The organism is Marinobacter sp. PE14, from assembly GCF_053566155.1.
On the sequence record NZ_JBQXNY010000005.1, the window covers coordinates 157,481 to 176,599 of the forward strand.

At 56.2% G+C, this 19,119-nt stretch carries 21 protein-coding genes and 1 tRNA gene; 8 read left to right on the plus strand and 14 right to left on the minus strand.

The window, feature by feature from the left end; all coding sequences use genetic code 11:
* The first annotated feature begins 5 nt into the window (after positions 1-5).
* A complete protein-coding gene (locus ACWJ62_RS16725) occupies positions 6-1,004 on the plus strand; it encodes a YhdH/YhfP family quinone oxidoreductase (RefSeq protein WP_449287215.1) in 999 nt (332 codons plus the stop codon).
* A 74-nt stretch (positions 1,005-1,078) separates the two neighbouring features.
* Here ACWJ62_RS16725 and ACWJ62_RS16730 read toward each other — a convergent pair whose 3' ends face one another.
* The 4 genes from ACWJ62_RS16730 to metH form a co-directional block, all read right to left on the minus strand.
* Positions 1,079-1,585, minus strand: a complete 507-nt coding sequence (locus ACWJ62_RS16730; RefSeq protein WP_449287216.1) for a DUF934 domain-containing protein — start codon at positions 1,583-1,585, stop codon at positions 1,079-1,081.
* Entirely contained in the window at positions 1,578-3,230 is a 1,653-nt protein-coding gene (locus tag ACWJ62_RS16735; protein WP_449287217.1) for a nitrite/sulfite reductase, read from the minus strand. Before ACWJ62_RS16735 ends, ACWJ62_RS16730 begins: the two co-directional genes overlap by 8 nt.
* A 360-nt stretch (positions 3,231-3,590) precedes the next feature.
* Positions 3,591-3,827, minus strand: a complete 237-nt coding sequence (locus ACWJ62_RS16740; RefSeq protein WP_449287218.1) for a DUF2970 domain-containing protein — start codon at positions 3,825-3,827, stop codon at positions 3,591-3,593.
* 32 nt (positions 3,828-3,859) lie between these two features.
* Positions 3,860-7,558 (minus strand): methionine synthase, encoded by a 3,699-nt coding sequence (metH, locus tag ACWJ62_RS16745; RefSeq protein ID WP_449287219.1) that lies wholly within the window; start codon positions 7,556-7,558, stop codon positions 3,860-3,862.
* Positions 7,559-7,790: 232 nt separating this feature from the next.
* Between metH and nfuA the strand changes: the two genes are divergently transcribed.
* The 3 genes from nfuA to ACWJ62_RS16760 all read left to right on the plus strand — a co-directional run bounded on the left by nfuA (position 7,791) and on the right by ACWJ62_RS16760 (position 10,208).
* A complete protein-coding gene (nfuA, locus tag ACWJ62_RS16750) occupies positions 7,791-8,378 on the plus strand; it encodes a Fe-S biogenesis protein NfuA (RefSeq protein ID WP_088828324.1) in 588 nt (195 codons plus the stop codon).
* A 253-nt stretch (positions 8,379-8,631) separates the two neighbouring features.
* Positions 8,632-9,798: a DUF445 domain-containing protein gene (locus tag ACWJ62_RS16755; RefSeq protein WP_449287220.1), complete on the plus strand. Its 1,167-nt coding sequence runs from the start codon at positions 8,632-8,634 to the stop codon at positions 9,796-9,798.
* A 41-nt stretch (positions 9,799-9,839) separates the two neighbouring features.
* Positions 9,840-10,208, plus strand: coding sequence for a hypothetical protein (locus ACWJ62_RS16760; protein WP_449287221.1), 369 nt, complete (start codon positions 9,840-9,842; stop codon positions 10,206-10,208).
* Here the strand turns inward: ACWJ62_RS16760 and ACWJ62_RS16765 are convergent.
* The 5 genes from ACWJ62_RS16765 to ACWJ62_RS16785 all read right to left on the minus strand — a co-directional run bounded on the left by ACWJ62_RS16765 (position 10,195) and on the right by ACWJ62_RS16785 (position 12,371).
* Positions 10,195-10,521 (minus strand): TusE/DsrC/DsvC family sulfur relay protein, encoded by a 327-nt coding sequence (locus ACWJ62_RS16765; RefSeq protein WP_449287222.1) that lies wholly within the window; start codon positions 10,519-10,521, stop codon positions 10,195-10,197. The genes ACWJ62_RS16760 and ACWJ62_RS16765 overlap by 14 nt on opposite strands.
* Positions 10,522-10,524: 3 nt before the next feature.
* A complete protein-coding gene (gene tusB / locus ACWJ62_RS16770) occupies positions 10,525-10,806 on the minus strand; it encodes a sulfurtransferase complex subunit TusB (RefSeq protein ID WP_449287223.1) in 282 nt (93 codons plus the stop codon).
* Between the two features lie 5 nt (positions 10,807-10,811).
* Positions 10,812-11,162, minus strand: a complete 351-nt coding sequence (locus ACWJ62_RS16775) for a DsrE family protein (RefSeq protein WP_449287224.1) — start codon at positions 11,160-11,162, stop codon at positions 10,812-10,814.
* 2 nt (positions 11,163-11,164) lie between these two features.
* Positions 11,165-11,569, minus strand: coding sequence for a sulfurtransferase complex subunit TusD (tusD, locus tag ACWJ62_RS16780; RefSeq protein WP_449287225.1), 405 nt, complete (start codon positions 11,567-11,569; stop codon positions 11,165-11,167).
* A gap of 103 nt (positions 11,570-11,672) precedes the next feature.
* On the minus strand, positions 11,673-12,371 hold the full coding sequence (locus ACWJ62_RS16785; protein ID WP_148607103.1) for a Bax inhibitor-1/YccA family protein: 699 nt from the start codon (positions 12,369-12,371) through the stop codon (positions 11,673-11,675).
* A 210-nt stretch (positions 12,372-12,581) separates the two neighbouring features.
* Between ACWJ62_RS16785 and ACWJ62_RS16790 the strand changes: the two genes are divergently transcribed.
* Positions 12,582-12,672: transfer RNA gene (locus ACWJ62_RS16790), tRNA-Ser, on the plus strand.
* A gap of 204 nt (positions 12,673-12,876) precedes the next feature.
* Positions 12,877-14,016: a histone deacetylase family protein gene (locus ACWJ62_RS16795; protein WP_449287226.1), complete on the plus strand. Its 1,140-nt coding sequence runs from the start codon at positions 12,877-12,879 to the stop codon at positions 14,014-14,016.
* A gap of 9 nt (positions 14,017-14,025) precedes the next feature.
* Here the strand turns inward: ACWJ62_RS16795 and ACWJ62_RS16800 are convergent, their stop codons facing one another.
* Entirely contained in the window at positions 14,026-15,333 is a 1,308-nt protein-coding gene (locus ACWJ62_RS16800) for an ATP-grasp domain-containing protein (RefSeq protein WP_449287227.1), read from the minus strand.
* A gap of 254 nt (positions 15,334-15,587) precedes the next feature.
* Between ACWJ62_RS16800 and ACWJ62_RS16805 the strand changes: the two genes are divergently transcribed.
* Positions 15,588-15,785, plus strand: a complete 198-nt coding sequence (locus tag ACWJ62_RS16805; protein ID WP_449287228.1) for a hypothetical protein — start codon at positions 15,588-15,590, stop codon at positions 15,783-15,785.
* 29 nt (positions 15,786-15,814) lie between these two features.
* On the opposite strand, the gene hemH is transcribed toward ACWJ62_RS16805, so the two are convergent.
* The 4 genes from hemH to ACWJ62_RS16825 all read right to left on the minus strand — a co-directional run bounded on the left by hemH (position 15,815) and on the right by ACWJ62_RS16825 (position 18,358).
* Positions 15,815-16,924: a ferrochelatase gene (gene hemH, locus ACWJ62_RS16810; RefSeq protein WP_449287229.1), complete on the minus strand. Its 1,110-nt coding sequence runs from the start codon at positions 16,922-16,924 to the stop codon at positions 15,815-15,817.
* A gap of 37 nt (positions 16,925-16,961) precedes the next feature.
* The gene (locus ACWJ62_RS16815) at positions 16,962-17,393 is read right to left on the minus strand and encodes a TIGR01244 family sulfur transferase (RefSeq protein WP_449287230.1); all 432 of its coding nucleotides are present in this window, start codon (positions 17,391-17,393) and stop codon (positions 16,962-16,964) included.
* Positions 17,394-17,490: 97 nt separating this feature from the next.
* A complete protein-coding gene (locus ACWJ62_RS16820; protein WP_449287231.1) occupies positions 17,491-17,916 on the minus strand; it encodes a DUF6691 family protein in 426 nt (141 codons plus the stop codon).
* 4 nt (positions 17,917-17,920) lie between these two features.
* Positions 17,921-18,358, minus strand: coding sequence for a YeeE/YedE family protein (locus ACWJ62_RS16825; protein WP_014577151.1), 438 nt, complete (start codon positions 18,356-18,358; stop codon positions 17,921-17,923).
* 346 nt (positions 18,359-18,704) lie between these two features.
* Between ACWJ62_RS16825 and ACWJ62_RS16830 the strand changes: the two genes are divergently transcribed.
* Entirely contained in the window at positions 18,705-19,118 is a 414-nt protein-coding gene (locus ACWJ62_RS16830; protein WP_008171665.1) for a phasin family protein, read from the plus strand.
* Position 19,119 lies beyond the last annotated feature (1 nt).

The window sequence follows — 19,119 nt, forward strand, 5'->3', positions numbered from 1 at the left end:
TAATGATGACAACCAATTCCGAATTCAAAGCCTGGCGCGTTGAAGAGCAGAACGGCGAGTATGTCGGTGCCGAAAAGTCTCTCAGTACTGGCGACCTTCCGGATGGCGACATCCTGCTACGGGTAAGCCACTCTTCTCTTAACTACAAGGATGCGCTGTCGGCTTCCGGCAACAAGGGCGTTACCCGTTCTTTTCCTCATACTCCGGGTATTGACGCAGCAGGGGAAGTTGTTGAATCCGCCACTGGCACACCCTCGAACGGCAGTCCGGTTATCGTGACCGGTTACGACCTGGGCATGAATACCGACGGTGGCTTTGGCGAATACATCCGCGTACCTGCCGCCTGGTGCGTTCCCATGCCCGAAGGCTGGAACGCCCGTACCGCTATGATCTATGGCACCGCCGGTCTCACCGCCGGTCTCTGTGTTCAGAAGCTTCTGACTATGGGCGCCAAACCGGAGCAGGGCAAAGTCGCTGTTTCAGGAGCCTCCGGTGCCGTTGGCACCGTTGCGGTGGAACTGCTTGCCAAGCTTGGGTTCGACGTCGTTGCCATAAGCGGCAAGGCCGATCATGCAGACGATCTCAAAGCTCTCGGGGCTAAAGAAGTTGTGGGTCGTGAAACCCTGGCCGAGGAAAAGAAACCCCTCGTTAAACCGGCATTTGCCAACGCTGTCGATACGGTGGGTGGTGGCCCATTGGCCGAACTGCTCAAGCAGATCAAGCCTGGTGGCTCAGTATCCTGTTGTGGTCTCGTAGCCGGTCCGGGCCTTCAGACCACCGTGCTGCCGTTTATCCTGCGAGGCGTGAATCTGCTGGGTGTGGATTCGGTAGAGATTCCCCTGCCAGAGAAAGAAGCCGTATGGAAGAAATTCGCCGGGGAGTGGGCGTGTCCGAAGACCGAGGCTTCCGCTCGTGATATCGGTCGCGGTGAGCTCGATGGGGCGCTTAAGGCGTTCTTGAAAGGCGAATCAGCCGGCAAGATTGTTTTGGATCACTCCAGGTAATTCTTTCCGGTTGGTGCTGTTTGTCGGATTACGGCTTTGCCTAATCCGACCTACAGTACTCTAAAGCTTGATAACTAAGACGCCCGACGCCGGAAAAGCGGAATGTCAGTGTCGGTAGCGGCCTGGTAGCCCTGACTGAAGAAGTTCAGGCACTTCTGGGCCTTGGTGATGTCCTTATCCGCGCGCAGCACGTAGGCGTCGAACCCGCAGCGCTTCATGAACTGCAGCTGATCCAGCAGCACGTCGCCGATGGCCCGAAGCTCGTTCTCAAAGCCGAAACGCTCACGCAGTAGCCGGCCAATGCTGTAACCACGCCCGTCACTGAACTTCGGAAAATTCACAGCGATCACCGGCAATTCGTTCACCCGACCGTCCAGAATCTCCGGCTCGTCGTGGCTGTCGAACCAGACGCCAATCTCCTGCCGCCCGGTGAAGTGCTCATAGCCTGCCAGCCAGAGATCCGCAGGGATCAACGCCGGCTGGTCGGTCGGAACATCCAGTGATTCGCCTTCGGCCGGGCGGGGGACCACAACCCAGTTGTCCTGACGGATGCTGCCATCCGGGGAAATAATGTTAGGCATATACCCGCTCCTTGAAAGGATCAATTCCTACACGCCGATAAGTATCCAGGAAGGTCTCTTCTTCCGTGCGCTTATCCACGTAGACATCAATGATTTTGGAAATCACCTGAGGCATTTCATCCCGGGCAAACGACGGTCCCAGGATCTTGCCAATCGAGGCGTCATGATGGGACGAACCGCCAAGGCTGATCTGATAGAACTCCTGGCCCTTCTTGTCGACACCGAGAACGCCGATATTGCCGACATGGTGGTGACCGCAGGCATTCATGCAGCCTGAGATGTTCAGATCAATGTTGCCAAGGTCGTACAGGTAGTCCAGATCATCGAACTGCCGCTGGATGGCCTCGGCCACCGGAATGGACTTGGCATTGGCCAGCGCGCAGTAATCGCCACCGGGGCAGCAGATTACGTCCGTCAGGGTATTCAGGTTCGCGGTGCCAAAGCCCATGGGTGTGATCGCCTGCCACAGTTCAAGTAGCCGGTCCTGACGCACATCGGCCAGCACCACATTCTGCTGGTGAGTTACCCGGATTTCGCCAAAGCTGAACTCGTCTGCCAGATCGGCAATCTGCTCCAGTTGTTTGTCGCTGACATCACCTGGAGGAGTACCAGTCTTTTTCATGGTCATGGTGACGATGGCATAGCCCGGCTTTTTGTGGGTGTCCACATTGTGGGTAAGCCACTGGTCGAAGCCGCGATTCTCGAACCGCTGGCTGGCCAGCAGATCTGTGGCATTGTCCACCGCGGCGTAATCCGGCTCGGTAAAGTACGCCTGAATACGTTGAACCGCCTCGGGTGTCAGTCGGGTGGGGGAATCCTTGAGGTGCTGCCACTCGGCTTCAACCTTCTCGGCAAATCCCTCAGGGGTGAGCGCCTTCACCAGAATTTTGATTCGGGCCTTGAACTTGTTGTCGCGCCGACCATAGCGGTTATAGACCCGGAGCACCGCTTCCAGGTAGGTCAGCAGGTCCAGTTCCGGAAGGAACTCACGGATAACCGGTCCGACCATGGGCGTGCGGCCGAGGCCACCGCCAACATGAACACGGAAGCCGAGTTCGCCAGCGTCATTGCGTACCATTTGCAGACCGATGTCGTGCACCTGGATGGCTGCGCGATCCGTATGCTCGGACGCATTCACGGCAACCTTGAATTTGCGTGGCAGAAAGGCGAATTCCGGGTGGAATGTAGACCACTGCCGAATAATCTCACAGTAGGGGCGTGGATCAGCGATCTCATCAGACTGAACCCCAGAGAACTGGTCCGTAGTGGTGTTACGAATGCAGTTACCGCTGGTCTGGTTTGCATGCATTTCCACTTCCGCAAGTTCCGCAAGGATGTCGGGAACGTCTTCCAGCGCCGGCCAGTTAAGCTGAACATTCTGGCGTGTGGTGAAGTGCGCATAGCCTTTGTCGTAGTCCCGAGTGATTCGGGCAAGCCGGCGAAGCTGGTCCGAGCGCATCATGCCGTAAGGAACACAGATCCTGAGCATGGGGGCAAGACGCTGAACGTACAGGCCGTTCTGCAGGCGAAGGGGAAGAAACTCGTCTTCAGCCAACTCTCCGGCCAGCGCCCTTTCGGTCTGGTCACGGAATTGGGCAACCCTCTCGGCAGCCATTTGCCGATCGTGTTCATCGTATACGTACATAGTGGGAAGATCCTGCTTGAAAGCGACGTATCCAGGCCGACGGCCTTATATCTGACGGGAAGGATAACAGCGGGTTTTTATTCTTAAAATGATTATTTCAAAATATGTTTATCGACTCAGGCGATAAGCATAAGGAACAAGGGACTGGACGAATATCAATTAACTGCTTAACTTAAGAACGACGGCACCAGCGTGTGCTGCTGCCGTGATAACAAGAAAAACACGAGACAAAAAACTCGGAAAGAGGAGCAGACATGAAAAAGACCGCACGATCTGACAGTCAGGCCGATGCCGTTGCCGCCGTGCTGCTGGTGGTTCTTGCCGTGGCTTTCGCGGTGGTCTGGGTGGCTGGCCAGTAGCCTACTGGCTCGCCAGGACCAGATTTACAATAACGATCAGGCCCACAACAAAGCTGGCAGTAAACAGAATGCCGGCGATGATGTAGGGCCAGGGGCTATGGCTTGAAAAGTCCTCTTCCCGGCGCTTGTCGGACTGAACTCCGAACGCGCCGGCAAGTATGCTCTGCATGACTTTCAAAACGCCAGGTCCACGCGGCTTCTTCTCTTCCCGTTTTTCCGCTTCTGAAGATTCCGTCATACATCCGCCCCCGATCTCTGCTCACCCGAAGCTTACTCTGCCGGATCGTACGCCAGGCTTGGCGCAAGCCAGCGTTCTGCCTCGGCCTTGGAAATGCCTTTGCGTTCAGCATAGTCCTCAACCTGGTCAGCGCCAATTTTCCCTACCGCAAAATACTTGGATTCCGGGTGTGCAAAGTACCAGCCGGACACAGCAGCGGTCGGGAACATGGCAAAATGTTCGGTCAGCTCGATGCCTGCGGTATCAGTGGCCTCGAGCAAGTTGAACAGGGTTGCCTTCTCCGTGTGGTCCGGACACGCCGGATAGCCGGGTGCCGGGCGTATTCCGCGGTACCTTTCCTTGATCAGGTCATCGTTGGCCAGCTTTTCATCGGCAGCATAGCCCCAGAACTCCTGGCGAACCCGCTCGTGCATCCGCTCAGCAAAAGCCTCTGCCAGGCGGTCGGCCAACGCCTTGACCATGATGGCGTTGTAGTCGTCGTTGGCATCCTTGAACTCAACCGAGAATTCTTCAGCACCAATGCCGGTGGTAACCGCGAAACCGCCCACGTAGTCCACCGTGTTGGCGCCTTCAGGCGCCACGAAATCCGATAACGCCATCATGGGCTTGCCCGGTGCCTTTTCATCCTGCTGACGGAGGTGGTGCAGGGTAGTCAGCTCCTCGGTGCAGGACTCGTCGGTGTACAGTACGACATCGTCACCGCGGCGGTTGGCTGGCCAGAAACCGATGACGCCACGGGCAGAGACCCGCTTTTCATCAATCATCCGATGCAGAATCTTCTGGGCATCGTCAAAGAGGTTGCGAGCCGCCTCGCCACGCTTCGGGTCATCAAAAATGGCCGGGTACTTGCCGGAAATATCCCAGGACATGAAGAACGGCGTCCAGTCGATGTAATCCACCAGCTCGTTGAGGTCATATTCCTCGAACACCCGGACGCCGGTGAATGCCGGCTTTGGAGGCTGGTAGCCTTCGAAGGAGATGTCCGGGGCGCGATCGCGGGCTTCCGTCAGGGAAACCAGCTTGGTCCGGTCACCCCGGTTTTTGCGACGCTCGCGGATCTCGTCATATTCCGTACGGGCGCCTTCCACAAACTTCGGCTTCGCATTCTTGCTCAGAAGCTGGGATGCTACGTTCACGCAGCGGGATGCGTCCGACACGTACAGGGCAATGTCGTTCTTAAACTGGGGCTCGATTTTTACCGCAGTATGCGCCTTGGAGGTTGTTGCGCCACCGATCATCAACGGAATGTTGAAATCCAGTCTTTGCATCTCGCGGGCCACGTGCACCATTTCGTCCAGAGACGGCGTGATCAGCCCACTGAGGCCGATAATGTCGACATCATGTTCTTTTGCGGCGGCAAGGATTTTGTCGCAGGGCACCATTACACCCAGGTCGATCACCTCATAGTTGTTGCACTGTAGCACCACGCCTACGATGTTCTTGCCGATATCATGGACATCGCCCTTCACCGTGGCCATGAGGATCTTGCCCTTGGCTTTCTGGTCTTCGGTTTTTTCCGCTTCGATGTAGGGAATCAGGTGTGCAACCGCCTGTTTCATAACGCGGGCGCTCTTGACCACCTGGGGCAGGAACATCTTGCCATCGCCGAAGAGGTCTCCGACCACGTTCATGCCATCCATCAACGGGCCTTCAATGACCTCGATTGGGTGCGTGGCCCTCTGGCGACAGGCTTCGGTGTCGTCCACGATGTAGGTGGTAATGCCCTTGACCAGTGCATGTTCCAGGCGCTTCTCCACAGGCCATTCACGCCAGGCCAGGTCTTCCTCCTGGGTTTTTCCGCCTTTGCCTTTGTAGCGTTCGGCGATCTCAAGGAGCCGGTCGGTGGAATCATCACGGCGGTTCAGAACAACATCTTCAACCAGCTCTTTGAGCTCCGGATCGATCTCGTCGTAGATCACCAGCTGGCCGGGGTTCACGATGCCCATGTTCATACCGGCCTTGATGGCGTGGTAGAGGAACACCGAGTGGATGGCCTCCCGGACCACGTCGTTGCCCCGGAACGAGAAGGACACGTTGCTCACACCGCCGGAAATGGAGGCATGAGGCAGGTTTTTCCGAATCCAGCGAGTGGCGTTGATGAAATCCACCGCGTAGTTGTTGTGTTCCTCAATGCCGGTGGCAATGGCGAAGATGTTCGGATCGAAAATGATATCGGCGGGGTTGAAGCCGATCCCGGTCAGGACGTCGTAGGAGCGCTTGCAGATTTCGGTCTTGCGTTCGTAGGTGTCTGCCTGGCCCTGTTCATCAAAGGCCATCACGACCACAGCGGCGCCGTAGCGCATACAGTCGTTGGCGCGCTTGATGAATTCCTCTTCGCCTTCCTTGAGACTGATCGAGTTCACCACCGCCTTGCCCTGAATACAGCGCAGGCCCGCCTCAATCACATCCCACTTGGAGGAGTCGATCATGACCGGCACCCGCGAGATATCTGGCTCGGAGGCGACAAGGTTCAGGAAGGTGACCATCACCTCCTTCGACTCCAGCATGCCCTCATCCATATTGATGTCGATAATCTGGGCACCGTTTTCAACCTGGTCCCGGGCAACACTGAGGGCTTCTTCGTACTGTTCTTCCTTGATCAGGCGCAGGAAACGCTTGGAGCCGGTGACGTTGGTTCGCTCACCCACGTTGATGAACAGGACGTTGTCGTCACCAGTGAACGGCTCAAGGCCGGACAGGCGCAATGCCTTCGGGCGCTCGGGAATTTTCCGGGGTGGGTACTTGGAGACCGCCTGGGCAATCGCCTCGATGTGGTCCGGACGTGAGCCGCAGCAGCCACCTATGATGTTCAGGAAGCCGTCACGTGCGAAGCCTTCGATAATCTCGGCCATTTCCTCGGGTGTCTGATCGTATTCACCAAACTCGTTGGGAAGACCGGCGTTCGGGTGGGCGCTGACATAGGTTTCCGCCTTGGCCGACAGCTCTTCCACATAGGGGCGTAGGGCGTCGGCACCCAGTGCACAGTTCAGGCCCACGGAGATGGGGTTGGCGTGCGCCACGGAGTTCCAGAAGGCTTCGGTGGTCTGGCCGGAGAGTGTGCGCCCGGAGGCATCCGTAATGGTGCCGGAAATCATGATCGGTAGGGTGATGCCACTGTCTTCAAAGTACTGCTGAGTGGCGTAGATCGCGGCCTTGGCGTTGAGGGTATCGAAAATGGTCTCGATCAGGATCAGGTCACAGCCACCCTCAACCAGGCCTTCGACCGCCTCATAGTAGTTATCGACGAGGGTCTGGAAATCGACATTCCGGTAGCCCGGGTTGTTCACGTCCGGCGAAATGGAGGCCGTTCGCGATGTGGGCCCAACGGCACCGGCGACAAATCGCGGCTTTTCGGGGTTTTTCGCGGTGTACTCGTCGGCGATCTGCCGGGCCAGTTCGGCTGCGGCCACGTTCAGTTCCCTGGCAATCGCTTCCAGCCCATAGTCCGCCTGGGACAGCTGGGTGGAGTTAAAGGTGTTGGTCTCGATAATGTCCGCACCGGCGTCCAGGTAGTCCGCGTGGATGTTGCGGAGCAGGGCGGGCTGGGTCAGGTTCAGCAGGTCGTTGTTGCCCTGGACTTCCCGCTCGTAGTCGGCAAACCGATCGCCACGGAACGCCTTCTCGTCCAGCTTGAGATTCTGGATCATGGTGCCCATGCCGCCATCAAGGATCACAATGCGTTCCTGCAGGGCCTTATGGAGCTGGTCGAGACGGGTGGTGCGATCGGTCATAGGTTTACTTCCGGATGTCGTTAAGAACGCGGTATTAAATTCAATGGCGCGGGATCATAGCAAAATTGCCCGAGCCCGTCTTAGTACGAATGACGATTATCAATTGCCTACTGCAAATACCTGCCAATACGGGAAATTCATTACCTCCGTAAAGCCCGACTATTTTACTTGGTCTTTCATGTTCCCGAGAACTCCCTTAAAATGAATCCAAACTTTCAAACGGGTTGAAAACATGGCTCAGGTTACTGTGACAGATCCCGCACGGGATTATCTTGCACAACTTATCGAAAAACAGGACGTTGAAGGCATGGGTGTGCGTATATTCGTGACCCAGCCCGGCACTAAGAACGCCGAAACCTGTCTGGCCTACTGCCCGCCCAATGAAGTAGTACCCACGGACGAGCAGGTGGATCTGGACAAATTCACCCTGTATCTGGATCACAATTCCGTACCCTTCCTGGAAGAGGCCTACGTGGATTACTCCAAGGATCAGATGGGTGGTCAGCTCACCATCAAGGCACCGAACGCAAAAGTGCCAAAGATTGATGACGATGCGCCACTGCCGGATCGGGTGAATTACATTCTGGCTTCTGAGATCAATCCGAACCTGGCGGCCCATGGTGGCGAGGTATCTCTTGTCGAGATTGTCGACGAATCCGTGGCTGTGCTGCGTTTCGGTGGTGGCTGTCAGGGCTGCTCTGCGGTCAGTCTGACCCTGAAGCAGGGCGTTGAAACAACCCTGAGGGAGCGCGTACCGGAAATCACTGCCGTGCGTGATGTAACCGACCACTCCTATACTGAAAACGCCTACTACCAGTAAGGCCATCCTGCCCGGTTTACCGCGTCCTCCGGGGCGCGGTGCCTATCCCGGCCTGCCGCATTACCGTCATCGCCATGGCTGCTCGGCCAATGTTGTGACATTTCAATTACTGCATCATTTGTCGCATACACAGCAACTGCAGGCAGGCACTATCCTGTCTGTCCGTTAACGGCACCATTACTGGCTTAAAACGAATTACACTCTTACACCGGGGTCAAACTTGTTCGACGTTGCGCTACTGTCAGTGCCTATCATGGCGGCCGTTGTTGGATGGCTGACCAACTGGCTTGCCATCCAGATGTCCTTCTATCCGGTGCAGTTCATCGGCGTGGGCCTGGTCGGGTGGCAGGGGGTGATTCCCCGCAAGGCGGAAAAAATGGCGCATATCTGCATAGACAGGACGCTTCAGCAGTTCGGCGATCTGAACGCCGTTTACCAAAAGCTCGAACCCCAGCGCATTGTTGAGCAGGTTATTTCCCAGGTGACCCCGCGGATGGATGAGTACATTGATGAAGTTATGTACGAGATTCAGCCCGTTCTCTGGGACAACCTGCCTTTGTTTGTAAGAAACCGGATTTATCAGTGGGCCCGTGAGCAGTTGCCGTCCAGGGTAGAGGAGCTGGTTGAGGACTTCGGCGACGATCTGGATGAGTTGGTGGATCTCAAGGTGCTACTCAGCCGGGAATTGGAGAAGCATCCGGATATGATGAACCGGATCTTCCAGCAAGCCGGTGCGGTGGAGCTGCAATCCGTGATCAACCGTGGCGCGATTATCGGCGGCATTCTGGGAGCCATCCTTGTCCCTTTATGGACGCGCTACCCGGAGCCCTGGCTGCTGCCATTGGGGGGCTTTGTGGTCGGGTTTGTAACCAACTGGATTGCGATCAACCTGATCTTTGCGCCACTCAGGCCCCGTCGGTTTCTGTTCTGGAAAATCCAGGGGCTGTTTCTGCGCAGGCAACCGGAGATCAGTGATGTCTGGGCAAAGTTGGTCGCTGAAGAGCTGATTACGGTCGAAAAGGTTGCCGATGCCATGATTAACGGGAGCCATGGCGACAGGACACGTGCAATCATCCAGAAACACCTTCGGCCACTGCTCGACAATTCTGTCATCATGAAGCTGACCGCTCAGGTCACCGTTGGTATGACCGGTTATACGGAACTCAAAAAAGCCATGAACCAGAAGGCGGTGTTGGCTACCCGTGACGTGTTCAGTGACCCGGCCTTCAACCGGGAACGGGCGCCGGTAGTGGCAGAGGTTCTGTCCGGCCAGATGAAAGCGCTAAAACCCGATGAGTTTCAGGACATCCTTCGCCCAGCGTTCCGGGAAGAGGAAGTTCAGTTGATGATCGTGGGCGGTATTTTCGGGGCCCTGGCAGGATTGCTTCAGTTCCTGTCCCTGAGCTATTTGAATCTTTAGCCGGAGTGCGTCCCGTTATCGGGAGTACAAGGAGGAAGGCCATGCCTTTTTGGTTAACACTGACAATCCAGATTCTTGCAACCGTTGGTGCCGTGCTTGTCACCCTCTGGGGGTTCTGGCGTTTCGTGGTGCGTCCATACCTTGATGCCAGGGTGGCGGAACTGATTGAGGCCAGCCGTGGAATCGAGCCGGCGGTGACACGCGGTGTGAAAAAGGGTGTGGCCGATACCATCCGGGAACTGCCAGAAAGCGCTCTTGACGGTACGGTGAAAGAATCGACCCGCCAGTTCCTGAAATTCGGCTCTGGCCTGTTTGAGAACGGCCTGAGCAGCTTCCTTGGCAGTGCCGCCGACCTGGAACGCAAAAGGCAGGCGGACGGCACTGTCTCAAAGAACTCTAAAGGCAGTTAGTCGGCCTCGGCAGACCCGCAATCCTGCAGGCGGTCTTTGCAGGGGTGCCGGGAAACAGCTGCATAAGATAGATACTGTTCCCCTTATCCTCACCGAGCGCTTCTTTGACCGCCTTCACAAACAGGCGGTTAGAGGGTGGCGACATTTCATGCTCTTTATAAAAAGACCGAAGAAACCGTATGATTTCCCAGTGGTTTTCTGTGAGATCCATCTCGTCCTCGGCAGCGATGGCGGTGGCGACACCTTCCGTCCAAGCCTGGGCGTCTTCAAGAAAGCCTTCGTTGTTTCGTTCTGGCATTGCATTACTGACCATGGTCTACCAACTGATTACCCGTTGTGCCTGCAATGAAAGCGTAACCATCTCCGCGAAGTCCACAGAACTGACGTTGCCCCTCACATCTTCAATTCCTCGTGCCTCAACGTCCGGAGCGAGAGCAAAGACCTTGCGGGCGCCCGGCAGGTTCCCGCTTGCCAGGAACAGCACGCCATTACCGGTCAGCAGAAGCCCATCTTCCGCAGACATCATTGCAACGCACCGGGCGGCCCGGGGATGATCGGGGGATTTGTTCAATATGTGCAATGTCTGGATGTCAGTCATCTGATCTAACCTGCAAATGCGGTGTGGTCATAGCCAGTGAGGAGATCGGTATCAGCATCAACCATAGTCACGCCTTCAATCAGCGAATGCTCATCGAGGCCGTAGGCAATGCAGGCAGCCCGATCAGCCAGGATCGCGTCAATGCCGAATATCGGTGCTGCAGAGAGATTCTTCTCCACGGACTTCTGTTCAATTCCTCCGGCGCGCTGAGCCTGTCTCAGCCAGTTAACGCCGGCTCCGGTGAACAGCAGGGATGTCGACTGGTCGAAGGCTGCCAGCGAAAACGCCATATCCAGTGCTTCCCGTCCGGTCCACGTGCCGTAGGGTGGCTGGTCAATCATGATCAGTGTGCTCATGGTCAGTCTCCAGCGTGGAAATAAAGCGTGCGCGTGGATTTGATTCGTCCCTCGACCCATTCTCCGAGACCGGCGATTTCAAACGGGGCCCGAAGATTGGCCGAAGGCAATTCATAGCGTTTCTGCTCGGTTTCATTTACCAGACCACGACGCAGAGCCGAGGCAATGCATGCCACGCCGGGGATGCTGTGTTGCGAAAGAAACTGCGACCATTCGGCTGTCCAGTGGGTTTCGTCCGACGGAGGCGCGCAGAGCGCAGAGGCCAGATGCACACCGTCACCGTAGAGGAACACCCGATCAATGTGATGGCCAGCATCTACCGCTGCCTTCGCAAAGCCAAGAGCGGTCTGGGGCGCCTGAGAGGAGTAGGGCGCGCCGGTAATTACCAGGGTAAAGGTCTCGGACATGGTTCCTGTTCGTTATCAGTCTGCCAGATAGTGACTTTCAGTTTACCGAAAGCAAAAACCCCGGCAAGTGCCGGGGTTTTCAAGCGGCTTATTCAGCCTGGTATCAATCTTCGCCACTGAAAGCAGACAGCAGGTGTAGCAGGCTGACGAACAGGTTGTAGATGGATACATACAGGCCAACCGTGGCGATCACGTAGTTGCGCTCACCACCCTTGATGATCTGGCTGGTCTCGAACAGGATCATGATCGAGGCAAAGATCGTGAAGCCAGCGGACACTGCCAGATGCAGAACAGAGCTTTCCATCAGGAAGGCCAGCAGCATCGCGCCGATCAGCACAAACGCGCCAGCGGTCAGGAAGCTGGACATGAAGCTGAAGTCTTTCTTGGTGATGATTGCCGTGGCAGACAGGCCAACAAACGCAACAGCGGTCAGTGTCAGCGCCTGGGCGACAATCGAGGAAGCGCCGGCAGCTACAAACGCTCCGATGATCGGGCCCAGGGTGTAACCCATGAAGCCTGTCAGGGCGAACGTGGTCAGAATGCCCCAGGGGCTGTTCTTCAGCTTATAGGTCGCGAACAGCAGCCCAATGTATCCCACGATGGTGATCAGGAAGCCCGGGTGGGTTCCGTTCATGTTCAGGAATGCAGTCAGCGCCGAGAAGGCGAGGGTCATACCAAGCAGCATGTAGGTGTTGCGCAACACCTTCATGGCATCATCGCTGATGCCAGTAGTCGCACGCTCCGTCTGGGGAGTCGAATAGGCTCCCTGAGAGTTCTGAACGCCGAATCGTCTGTCTTCCATTGTCATCTCCGTTTATAACGACTGGATACTGTGTCCCATAATAGTGTCAGATACGCAACTTTCAATCATTTACGACAGGAAACCGCCTTCCGGATTCCATTAAAAACCGTTAATGTTGAAAAATGCGGCGGGTTTTATGCAGAGCGTTGACAGCACAGGCAATTCCGGTATCATGCTCACCGCTGTCGCAATGGCGGCGAATGGAAAACCGGTGGGCTGGCAGAGTGGCTTAATGCAGCGGTCTTGAAAACCGCCGAAGGTTAGTAGCCTTCCCGGGGTTCGAATCCCTGGCCCACCGCCATTTTCCATAACCTCAGTAACTCATATCTCCTTCTGAACACTTTCCTGCACTGGTGCTCTGGGCCGTCCAGGTTTCACGTTCACTGATTTCTGCATTAGACTCCGTTACGATCTGCACTTTTTATTTTGTCTCTGTGTTGGTACGTGCTTATTTGAGCATCATCCACGCGGGCGAGATGGGTAGGTCAAAACATGATGTCTTGTGATGACAGCTATGACCGCGACCTTATTGCTCTATTACGACTTCCGTATGCTCGGTCACAATCCACACGGCTGGGATCCTGACCGACCCGAATGGACTGACGCCGTCAAGGCGATGATTAAGCGGCAGTATCCCAATGCCAACCTGGACACCTATAGCCATCCCGAACGTCCGGAGCGCCTGACAGCGATCGTCGATCGGCTGCTTCTCGAGCCCATCGACGGCGTGCGCTGGATGCTGCCATCCCCGGCCAGCGCCCCTCAACTCGAGCGGGTACATGATGCAGCCTATGTGGCCCATATTGAGTCGCTGGATGGGCAATCCGGTTGGCTGTCTCAAGACACGACAGTAGTGTCGCCGGGAAGCGTGATAGCGGCCCGCCTGGCGGCCGGCTCCGGAATCAGCGCGATCGAAGCAATCGCCGCCGGTGAAGCCGAGCGAGCGTTCTGTATTGTGCGTCCGCCCGGGCACCACGCTCCCGCAGATCGTGCCCGTGGCTTTTGCCTTTATAACAACCTGGCGGTGGCCGCGGCGCATGCTCGCAAAGCCCTCGGCTACGAACGAGTCATGATCTGGGACCTGGACATGCATCACGGCAACGGCACCCAGGCCATTTTCTATGACGATCCTGGCGTGCTGGTGGTCGATAGCCACTGCGCGGCACCGTTCTACCCGGGCAGCGGCCTGTTGGATGAAACCGGAGCTGGACCGGGCCTTGGTTATCATCTCAACGTCCCACTGCCCATGGGTTTTGGCAACGCCGCGTTACTGAAGGTCTTCGAACAGGTGGTGAGGCCGGCAGCACGTGCATTCCGGCCCGATATTCTGCTGGTATCCACGGGTTTCGATTGCCATTACCTCGACATGGTTTGCAACATGAATGAAACCGGGTATGCCGCCGTCACCCAGCGCATGAGCAACCTGGCCGACGAACTTTGTGAGGGGCGCCTGGTACTGATGCTGGAAGGCGGCTACAGTGCCAAGGCTTTGGCTGACAGCGCCTACGCTGTCAGCCAGGCGCTGACGGGAAAACCGGTGAATACATTCAATGTCCTGGCAAACGACCCCGGTTGCGCGGCCGTTTCCGATGCAGCGGCGTTCCATGCCAGCTCTATCGCCGCGCTAAAGAACCAGACGCATTGAACAGCGCCTCTAAACGTAGAAGTCCAGATCTTCCTGGGCTTTCAGGAGGTCCCGCATCTTGATGGGGTCGTCACCGAAGAAGAAGATCAGGCCCCAATGAGTCCCATAGGCTAACCGTTCAGGAACTATCTCTTCTTTAGGCGCGATCAATTCGTGAGACTCGAAGTAGGGGTGTTCAACCGTTTCCTTGGGCATTTCCAGTCTGCTGATTACACGACGTCTTGGATACACGCCGAAGCACCCTGCGTAGCCCTTCGCGTCGACCACTTCGCGGGGGAAAAAGGCATCGACTTCCTCTTTCGTGCTCTTGGGGTCAAACACCAGCATTGAGGCCTGGTAAGCGCTGAATCCATAGGCTCGCTCGATCAGCTCGAACGCCTTGAACCCCGGCGGACGATACGCAACTTCGCCAAAGTACATTGCACCGTCAGCAGTCACGAAGTACTCGGGATGAATAAAACCGAACTTGATGTCGAAGGTTTTGATCAGGAGTTCGATCTGCTTGGTGATCGCGTTGCGCCAGCTCTCGAGCTCATTGGTAGCGGGGACGAACACCGAGTAACCCAGCGTGACGTATTCGGAAATATTAAGGAACTTGATTTTCCCGTCGTGGATCCAGGCCTCGACAGCAAACTCCCAGCCACTCAGGTGACTCTCCATCAACAGGGGATACTCTTCCGGCGGAATGGCGTCAATGTCTTCTATCTTGCGAATCATTCGATGGCCGAGACAACCGGCTTTGTCGAAGGCCTTGACGTGAATCGGGTCGTCCGGGTCACCCTCAAGGTGCAAGAGTGTCTGATTGACGCGCCTCATGAAGCGGACAATGTCGTCTTTTTCATACGCCTCCTCGAAGATCCCGACGCGAATACCGCCAAGTTGTGCGCGGCGCTTCATCAGGGCTTTGTCACGAAACAGAATAGACTGGCCGTACATATGAGGTTCGTTAAACAGGACTGAGTTGATCGCCCCTGACCACTCGACGGTTTCCTCGAACAGAGGCAGCGCTACATCAACGCCTTCCGCTTTTAGCCTTTCTGCAATCTCCATGGACCGGTCATTCAGGCGGGTAAAATCCCATGGAATGAAAGGTATCTTGTTTGCGGTGCAGAAATCCGCAGCCCAGTCGGGAGCGACCACAATATAGCGACGGTCGAACTTCTGCGCGGCCTTGACCGCATTCAAGCTCCAGCCAAGCAGGGCAATGTAGCCTTTGTTCGGATCCTTGGGCGTTTCAGTCCCGCGTACCGAGTCCATGGTTGGGTCGATCCAGCCTGATACATCTTTGGATAATTGAGTTTCTGACGTTATTGACATGCTAGCTTCTCCTTGCCGGTCAGCGCAGAACCACGCCAAAGCGAATGCACCAGGTGATCAGAACCGTTAGGCGGGGCGGTTCTCATTGGGTGATTCACTAGATCGGTGAACTCTATCATTCAACATAGGATTTAACCGGCCTGGTGACAAGATATCTGTGCCCGATCCCGGTGTACTTGCCCGGTGGTTTTCCCTACTTGGTTTAATGCCCGATTACGCTCATCATCAGAGTGTCGATATAATGAGGGTTCGTTATGACAGACTCACGAAACAGTTCAGTGGAACGTCGGGACCGAATGTTCTCTGTATCTGCCAATCGGGGCAAGGCCAGCCACAAAGTCCGATATGTGGAAGCCGGAGGTGCCGCTGTGGATACGGAGGAATGTGCTTTTTGCCAGGCGGTGCCTGAGTTTTCCGGGGAAGAAGAGAAGGGGGAAGACCGGGGCAATTGAATCCGCCCCGGTGTTCGATCAAAGTCAGATCAGAGGTCCCGACCTGGATAAATGAGTTTTTTCTGTTCGTCCGCTCTCTGCTGGCACGCTGCCAGAGCCTCAGGCTCGTTCTTTGGCATCTGCCAGCCTTCCAGATTTTCTTCGATCAGTTTCACCAGCGCTTCGATGTGCCCGGGCGTGGCGTTCAGCGCCGTGATGTAGCTGAACCCTTCACCGCCAGCCTCCATGAAGTACTCACGGTTTTCTTCGTCGATTTCCTCAATGGTTTCCAGGCAATCGGATGAAAAGCCGGGGCAGAATACGTCGATGGATTTGACGCCTTTGCCTGGCAGGGACTTCAGGGTTTCGTCCGTATAGGGCTTGAGCCACTCTTCCTTGCCAAAGCGGGATTGGAAAGTGGTCATGTAGTCCTCTTTGCTCAGGCCCAGTCGCTCAGCCAGCAGGCGAGAGGTTTTGTGGCACTCGCAGTGATAAGGATCGCCCTTGGTCAGGTACTTCAGCGGCACGCCATGGTAGGAAAATACCAGTTTCTGGTTGCGTCCATGGTTGGCCCAGTGCGCTTCGATATGGCGAGCCATGGCCTCAATGTATGGCGGATAATCCGGGTAGTGGGAGATGAAACGGAAATCCGGCAGCCAGCGCCGTTTCGAGAAATCCTTGGCAATGGCATCGAAGGTAGAGGCCGAGGTCGACGCGGAGTATTGGGGGTACAGCGGCAAAACCAGCAGTTTTCGGACGCCCTGTTCCTGCATCTCATCCAGGACCCGGGAAATTGAGGGGTTGCCGTAGCGCATCGCAAAGCCGACGACCACGTTAGGGCCGTACTTGCGCTTGAGTGCCTCTCGGATACCCTCAGCCTGCTTTGCAGTGTGCAGCAGCAGGGGAGAGCCCTCCGGCTGCCAGACGCTGGAGTAAGCCTCTGCGCTTCGCTTGGGACGAATTCTCAGGATCACACCGTGAAGGATCAGCCACCAGAGCGGCCGCGGCAACTCGACCACCCGGGGGTCCGAGAGAAATTCAGCCAGGTATCGACGGAGGGCCGAGGTTGTTGGCGCATCCGGGGTCCCCAGGTTGGTAACCAGCACTCCCAATCGGTCAGACTGGTTGTGGCTGAAATTCTCTGAACCTTTGTATTGCATGCGGTAGATCCTGAACGTTGGTTAGGCGGTGGCAGTGTCAGCCTTTGTCGGCGGCCTGCTGCGCCATTCTTGGTGCAAGGCCGGAAATGTCGTAACCGGCGTTGCGTGCTTTGGTAAAAATCTCATCGGCTGATGTGTTTCTGGCCGCGCTCAGAGCCCAGAGCACGGTGCAGCGGGTCCCGGAACGACAGAATGCCAGTACGGGTTTTTCGGCGTCCCGGATCATCGGCGCGAAGCGGTTTACGTCGTCGTCAGTGATGTTTCCCGACTCCACCGGCATGTATACCCACTCAAGGCCCTGTTCCCTGACGGCGGCTTCAATATCCGCCATGGCAGGCTGGCCCGGCTCTTCGTGGTCAGGGCGATTTGCTACGAGCGTCTTGAAGCCCAGCTTCGCGGCTTCTGCCACGTCTTCAATGGAAATCTGCGGGGCCACCGAAATGTTGTCGTCGATTTTTCTGATATCCATGGATGTCGTTCTCCGAATCGGGTAGTGGAGCTGCCGCCATGATCGCACAGCCCCCGGGCTGTGTCAGAATGGCGGCGGGTAAATTTACAGAAAATACTTACACTTTCGCACGGTTGCGCTCAATGGCTTCGAAAATGCCCATGCCCGCAACCATGGCCGCAACAAACACCGCCGCCTTGGTTTCACCGGCACCGAGTGCGACCAGTCCCGGCCCGGGGCAGAAGCCGGCGATACCCCAGCCACCACCGAACATAAGACCGCCGAGTACCAATCGTTTATCGATATGGACACTGGTGGGCATTTTCATGTGGAACCCGAGGAAGGAAAGAGTGCGCTTGCGGGCAACGGCAAACGCGACCACACCCACCATGATGGCGCCTCCCATCACAAACGCCAGTGAAGGATCCCAAAGGCCTGCGATATCAAGGAAGCCGAGCACCTTTTCAGGATTGGCCATGCCGGAAACGATAAGCCCCATTCCGAAGACAAGGCCAGCAAACAGAGAAGCAAGAGAAAATTTCATGGCATCACACCCCCATCAGGTGACGAATCACGTACACGGTGACAAATCCGGCAGCCATGAAGCTCATCGTGGCCGCCAGCGAGCGCAGCGATAGGCGGGACAGACCGCAAACCCCGTGTCCACTGGTACAGCCGGAACCGTATCGGGTGCCGATCCCCACCAACAGCCCCGCAACAATGAGCGCGGGATAGCCGGCCTCGATTTCGATAGGGGGAAGCTCGGTAGCCAGTACCCAGACTGCCGGTGCACCAATCAGTCCGGCAAGGAACGCCACGCGCCAGGCAATATCGCCTTTTGCCGGTGAAAGAAGCCCGCCAAGAATGCCACTGATGCCTGCAATCCGCCCGTTGAGAAGCAGAAAGCTGGCTGCAGCTATGCCCACCAGTATGCCACCCGCCAACGCTGACCAGGGGGTGAAGTTACTCCACGCAATTTCAATCATCTGATACTCCGAATTTTAAAGACTTTCATTTTGGAATAAGCATATATCTTGGGGCAATAATAACAAAAAAAAGCCCGGCAAAGGATGCCGGGCAGAGGCGTGCGAGTAGTATCCATGAAAGACTTCCAGACAAACCGGCATCAGCAGGGACGCCGGTATTGGGAAGTATTGACTATATTTTGAACACTTCAAGCGAGACTCACTTTCGTTTGAAAACATTTTTTCATATCGGATGCGTCTTTATACTGCCGCCTTTCGTTGCGCGGGTTCCAGGCCGACTGAAATCCGGGCCAAGCTGTAATACAATGGCGTTTAGAAAGAACTATCCGCACTCCCGAGGTTGTACATGTCTGACGAGAACGACAATAAGCCGGAGAATGATCCGCAACTGGCGGCAAAAATCAAGGGTTCAGCCCGCCAGATCTGGCTGGCCGGGTTGGGCGCCTACACCAAAGCCGAGGAAGATACTGGCCGTTTCTTCGAGCGGCTCGTGCAGGAAGGTGAGCAGCTCGAGAATAAAACCCGGGGCGTCGTTGAAAAGCAGATCAAGTCCGTGGAAGATCGGGTTGAAGGGGTTCGGGAGCGAGCCACTGGCACCTGGGATCGGCTTGAGCACATGTTTGATGAACGGGTGTCCGGTGCCCTGAGACGTCTGGGCATACATCGCCGTGAAGAAATCGAATCTATGGAGCGGCGTATTGAAGCCCTTGAATCAGAACTTGCCCGCCTGCGGAAACGTGCCGGTGACGACGAAGAATAAC

Bases quoted from the DNA above. Each gene is read 5' to 3' on its own strand.
- ACWJ62_RS16725 (WP_449287215.1), top strand. From the start codon at position 6: ATGACAACCAATTCCGAATTCAAAGCCTGGCGCGTTGAAGAGCAGAAC.
- ACWJ62_RS16730 (WP_449287216.1), bottom strand. From the start codon at position 1,585: ATGCCTAACATTATTTCCCCGGATGGCAGCATCCGTCAGGACAACTGG.
- ACWJ62_RS16735 (WP_449287217.1), bottom strand. From the start codon at position 3,230: ATGTACGTATACGATGAACACGATCGGCAAATGGCTGCCGAGAGGGTT.
- ACWJ62_RS16740 (WP_449287218.1), bottom strand. From the start codon at position 3,827: ATGACGGAATCTTCAGAAGCGGAAAAACGGGAAGAGAAGAAGCCGCGT.
- metH (WP_449287219.1), bottom strand. From the start codon at position 7,558: ATGACCGATCGCACCACCCGTCTCGACCAGCTCCATAAGGCCCTGCAG.
- nfuA (WP_088828324.1), top strand. From the start codon at position 7,791: ATGGCTCAGGTTACTGTGACAGATCCCGCACGGGATTATCTTGCACAA.
- ACWJ62_RS16755 (WP_449287220.1), top strand. From the start codon at position 8,632: ATGGCGGCCGTTGTTGGATGGCTGACCAACTGGCTTGCCATCCAGATG.
- ACWJ62_RS16760 (WP_449287221.1), top strand. From the start codon at position 9,840: ATGCCTTTTTGGTTAACACTGACAATCCAGATTCTTGCAACCGTTGGT.
- ACWJ62_RS16765 (WP_449287222.1), bottom strand. From the start codon at position 10,521: ATGGTCAGTAATGCAATGCCAGAACGAAACAACGAAGGCTTTCTTGAA.
- tusB (WP_449287223.1), bottom strand. From the start codon at position 10,806: ATGACTGACATCCAGACATTGCACATATTGAACAAATCCCCCGATCAT.
- ACWJ62_RS16775 (WP_449287224.1), bottom strand. From the start codon at position 11,162: ATGAGCACACTGATCATGATTGACCAGCCACCCTACGGCACGTGGACC.
- tusD (WP_449287225.1), bottom strand. From the start codon at position 11,569: ATGTCCGAGACCTTTACCCTGGTAATTACCGGCGCGCCCTACTCCTCT.
- ACWJ62_RS16785 (WP_148607103.1), bottom strand. From the start codon at position 12,371: ATGGAAGACAGACGATTCGGCGTTCAGAACTCTCAGGGAGCCTATTCG.
- ACWJ62_RS16795 (WP_449287226.1), top strand. From the start codon at position 12,877: ATGACAGCTATGACCGCGACCTTATTGCTCTATTACGACTTCCGTATG.
- ACWJ62_RS16800 (WP_449287227.1), bottom strand. From the start codon at position 15,333: ATGTCAATAACGTCAGAAACTCAATTATCCAAAGATGTATCAGGCTGG.
- ACWJ62_RS16805 (WP_449287228.1), top strand. From the start codon at position 15,588: ATGACAGACTCACGAAACAGTTCAGTGGAACGTCGGGACCGAATGTTC.
- hemH (WP_449287229.1), bottom strand. From the start codon at position 16,924: ATGCAATACAAAGGTTCAGAGAATTTCAGCCACAACCAGTCTGACCGA.
- ACWJ62_RS16815 (WP_449287230.1), bottom strand. From the start codon at position 17,393: ATGGATATCAGAAAAATCGACGACAACATTTCGGTGGCCCCGCAGATT.
- ACWJ62_RS16820 (WP_449287231.1), bottom strand. From the start codon at position 17,916: ATGAAATTTTCTCTTGCTTCTCTGTTTGCTGGCCTTGTCTTCGGAATG.
- ACWJ62_RS16825 (WP_014577151.1), bottom strand. From the start codon at position 18,358: ATGATTGAAATTGCGTGGAGTAACTTCACCCCCTGGTCAGCGTTGGCG.
- ACWJ62_RS16830 (WP_008171665.1), top strand. From the start codon at position 18,705: ATGTCTGACGAGAACGACAATAAGCCGGAGAATGATCCGCAACTGGCG.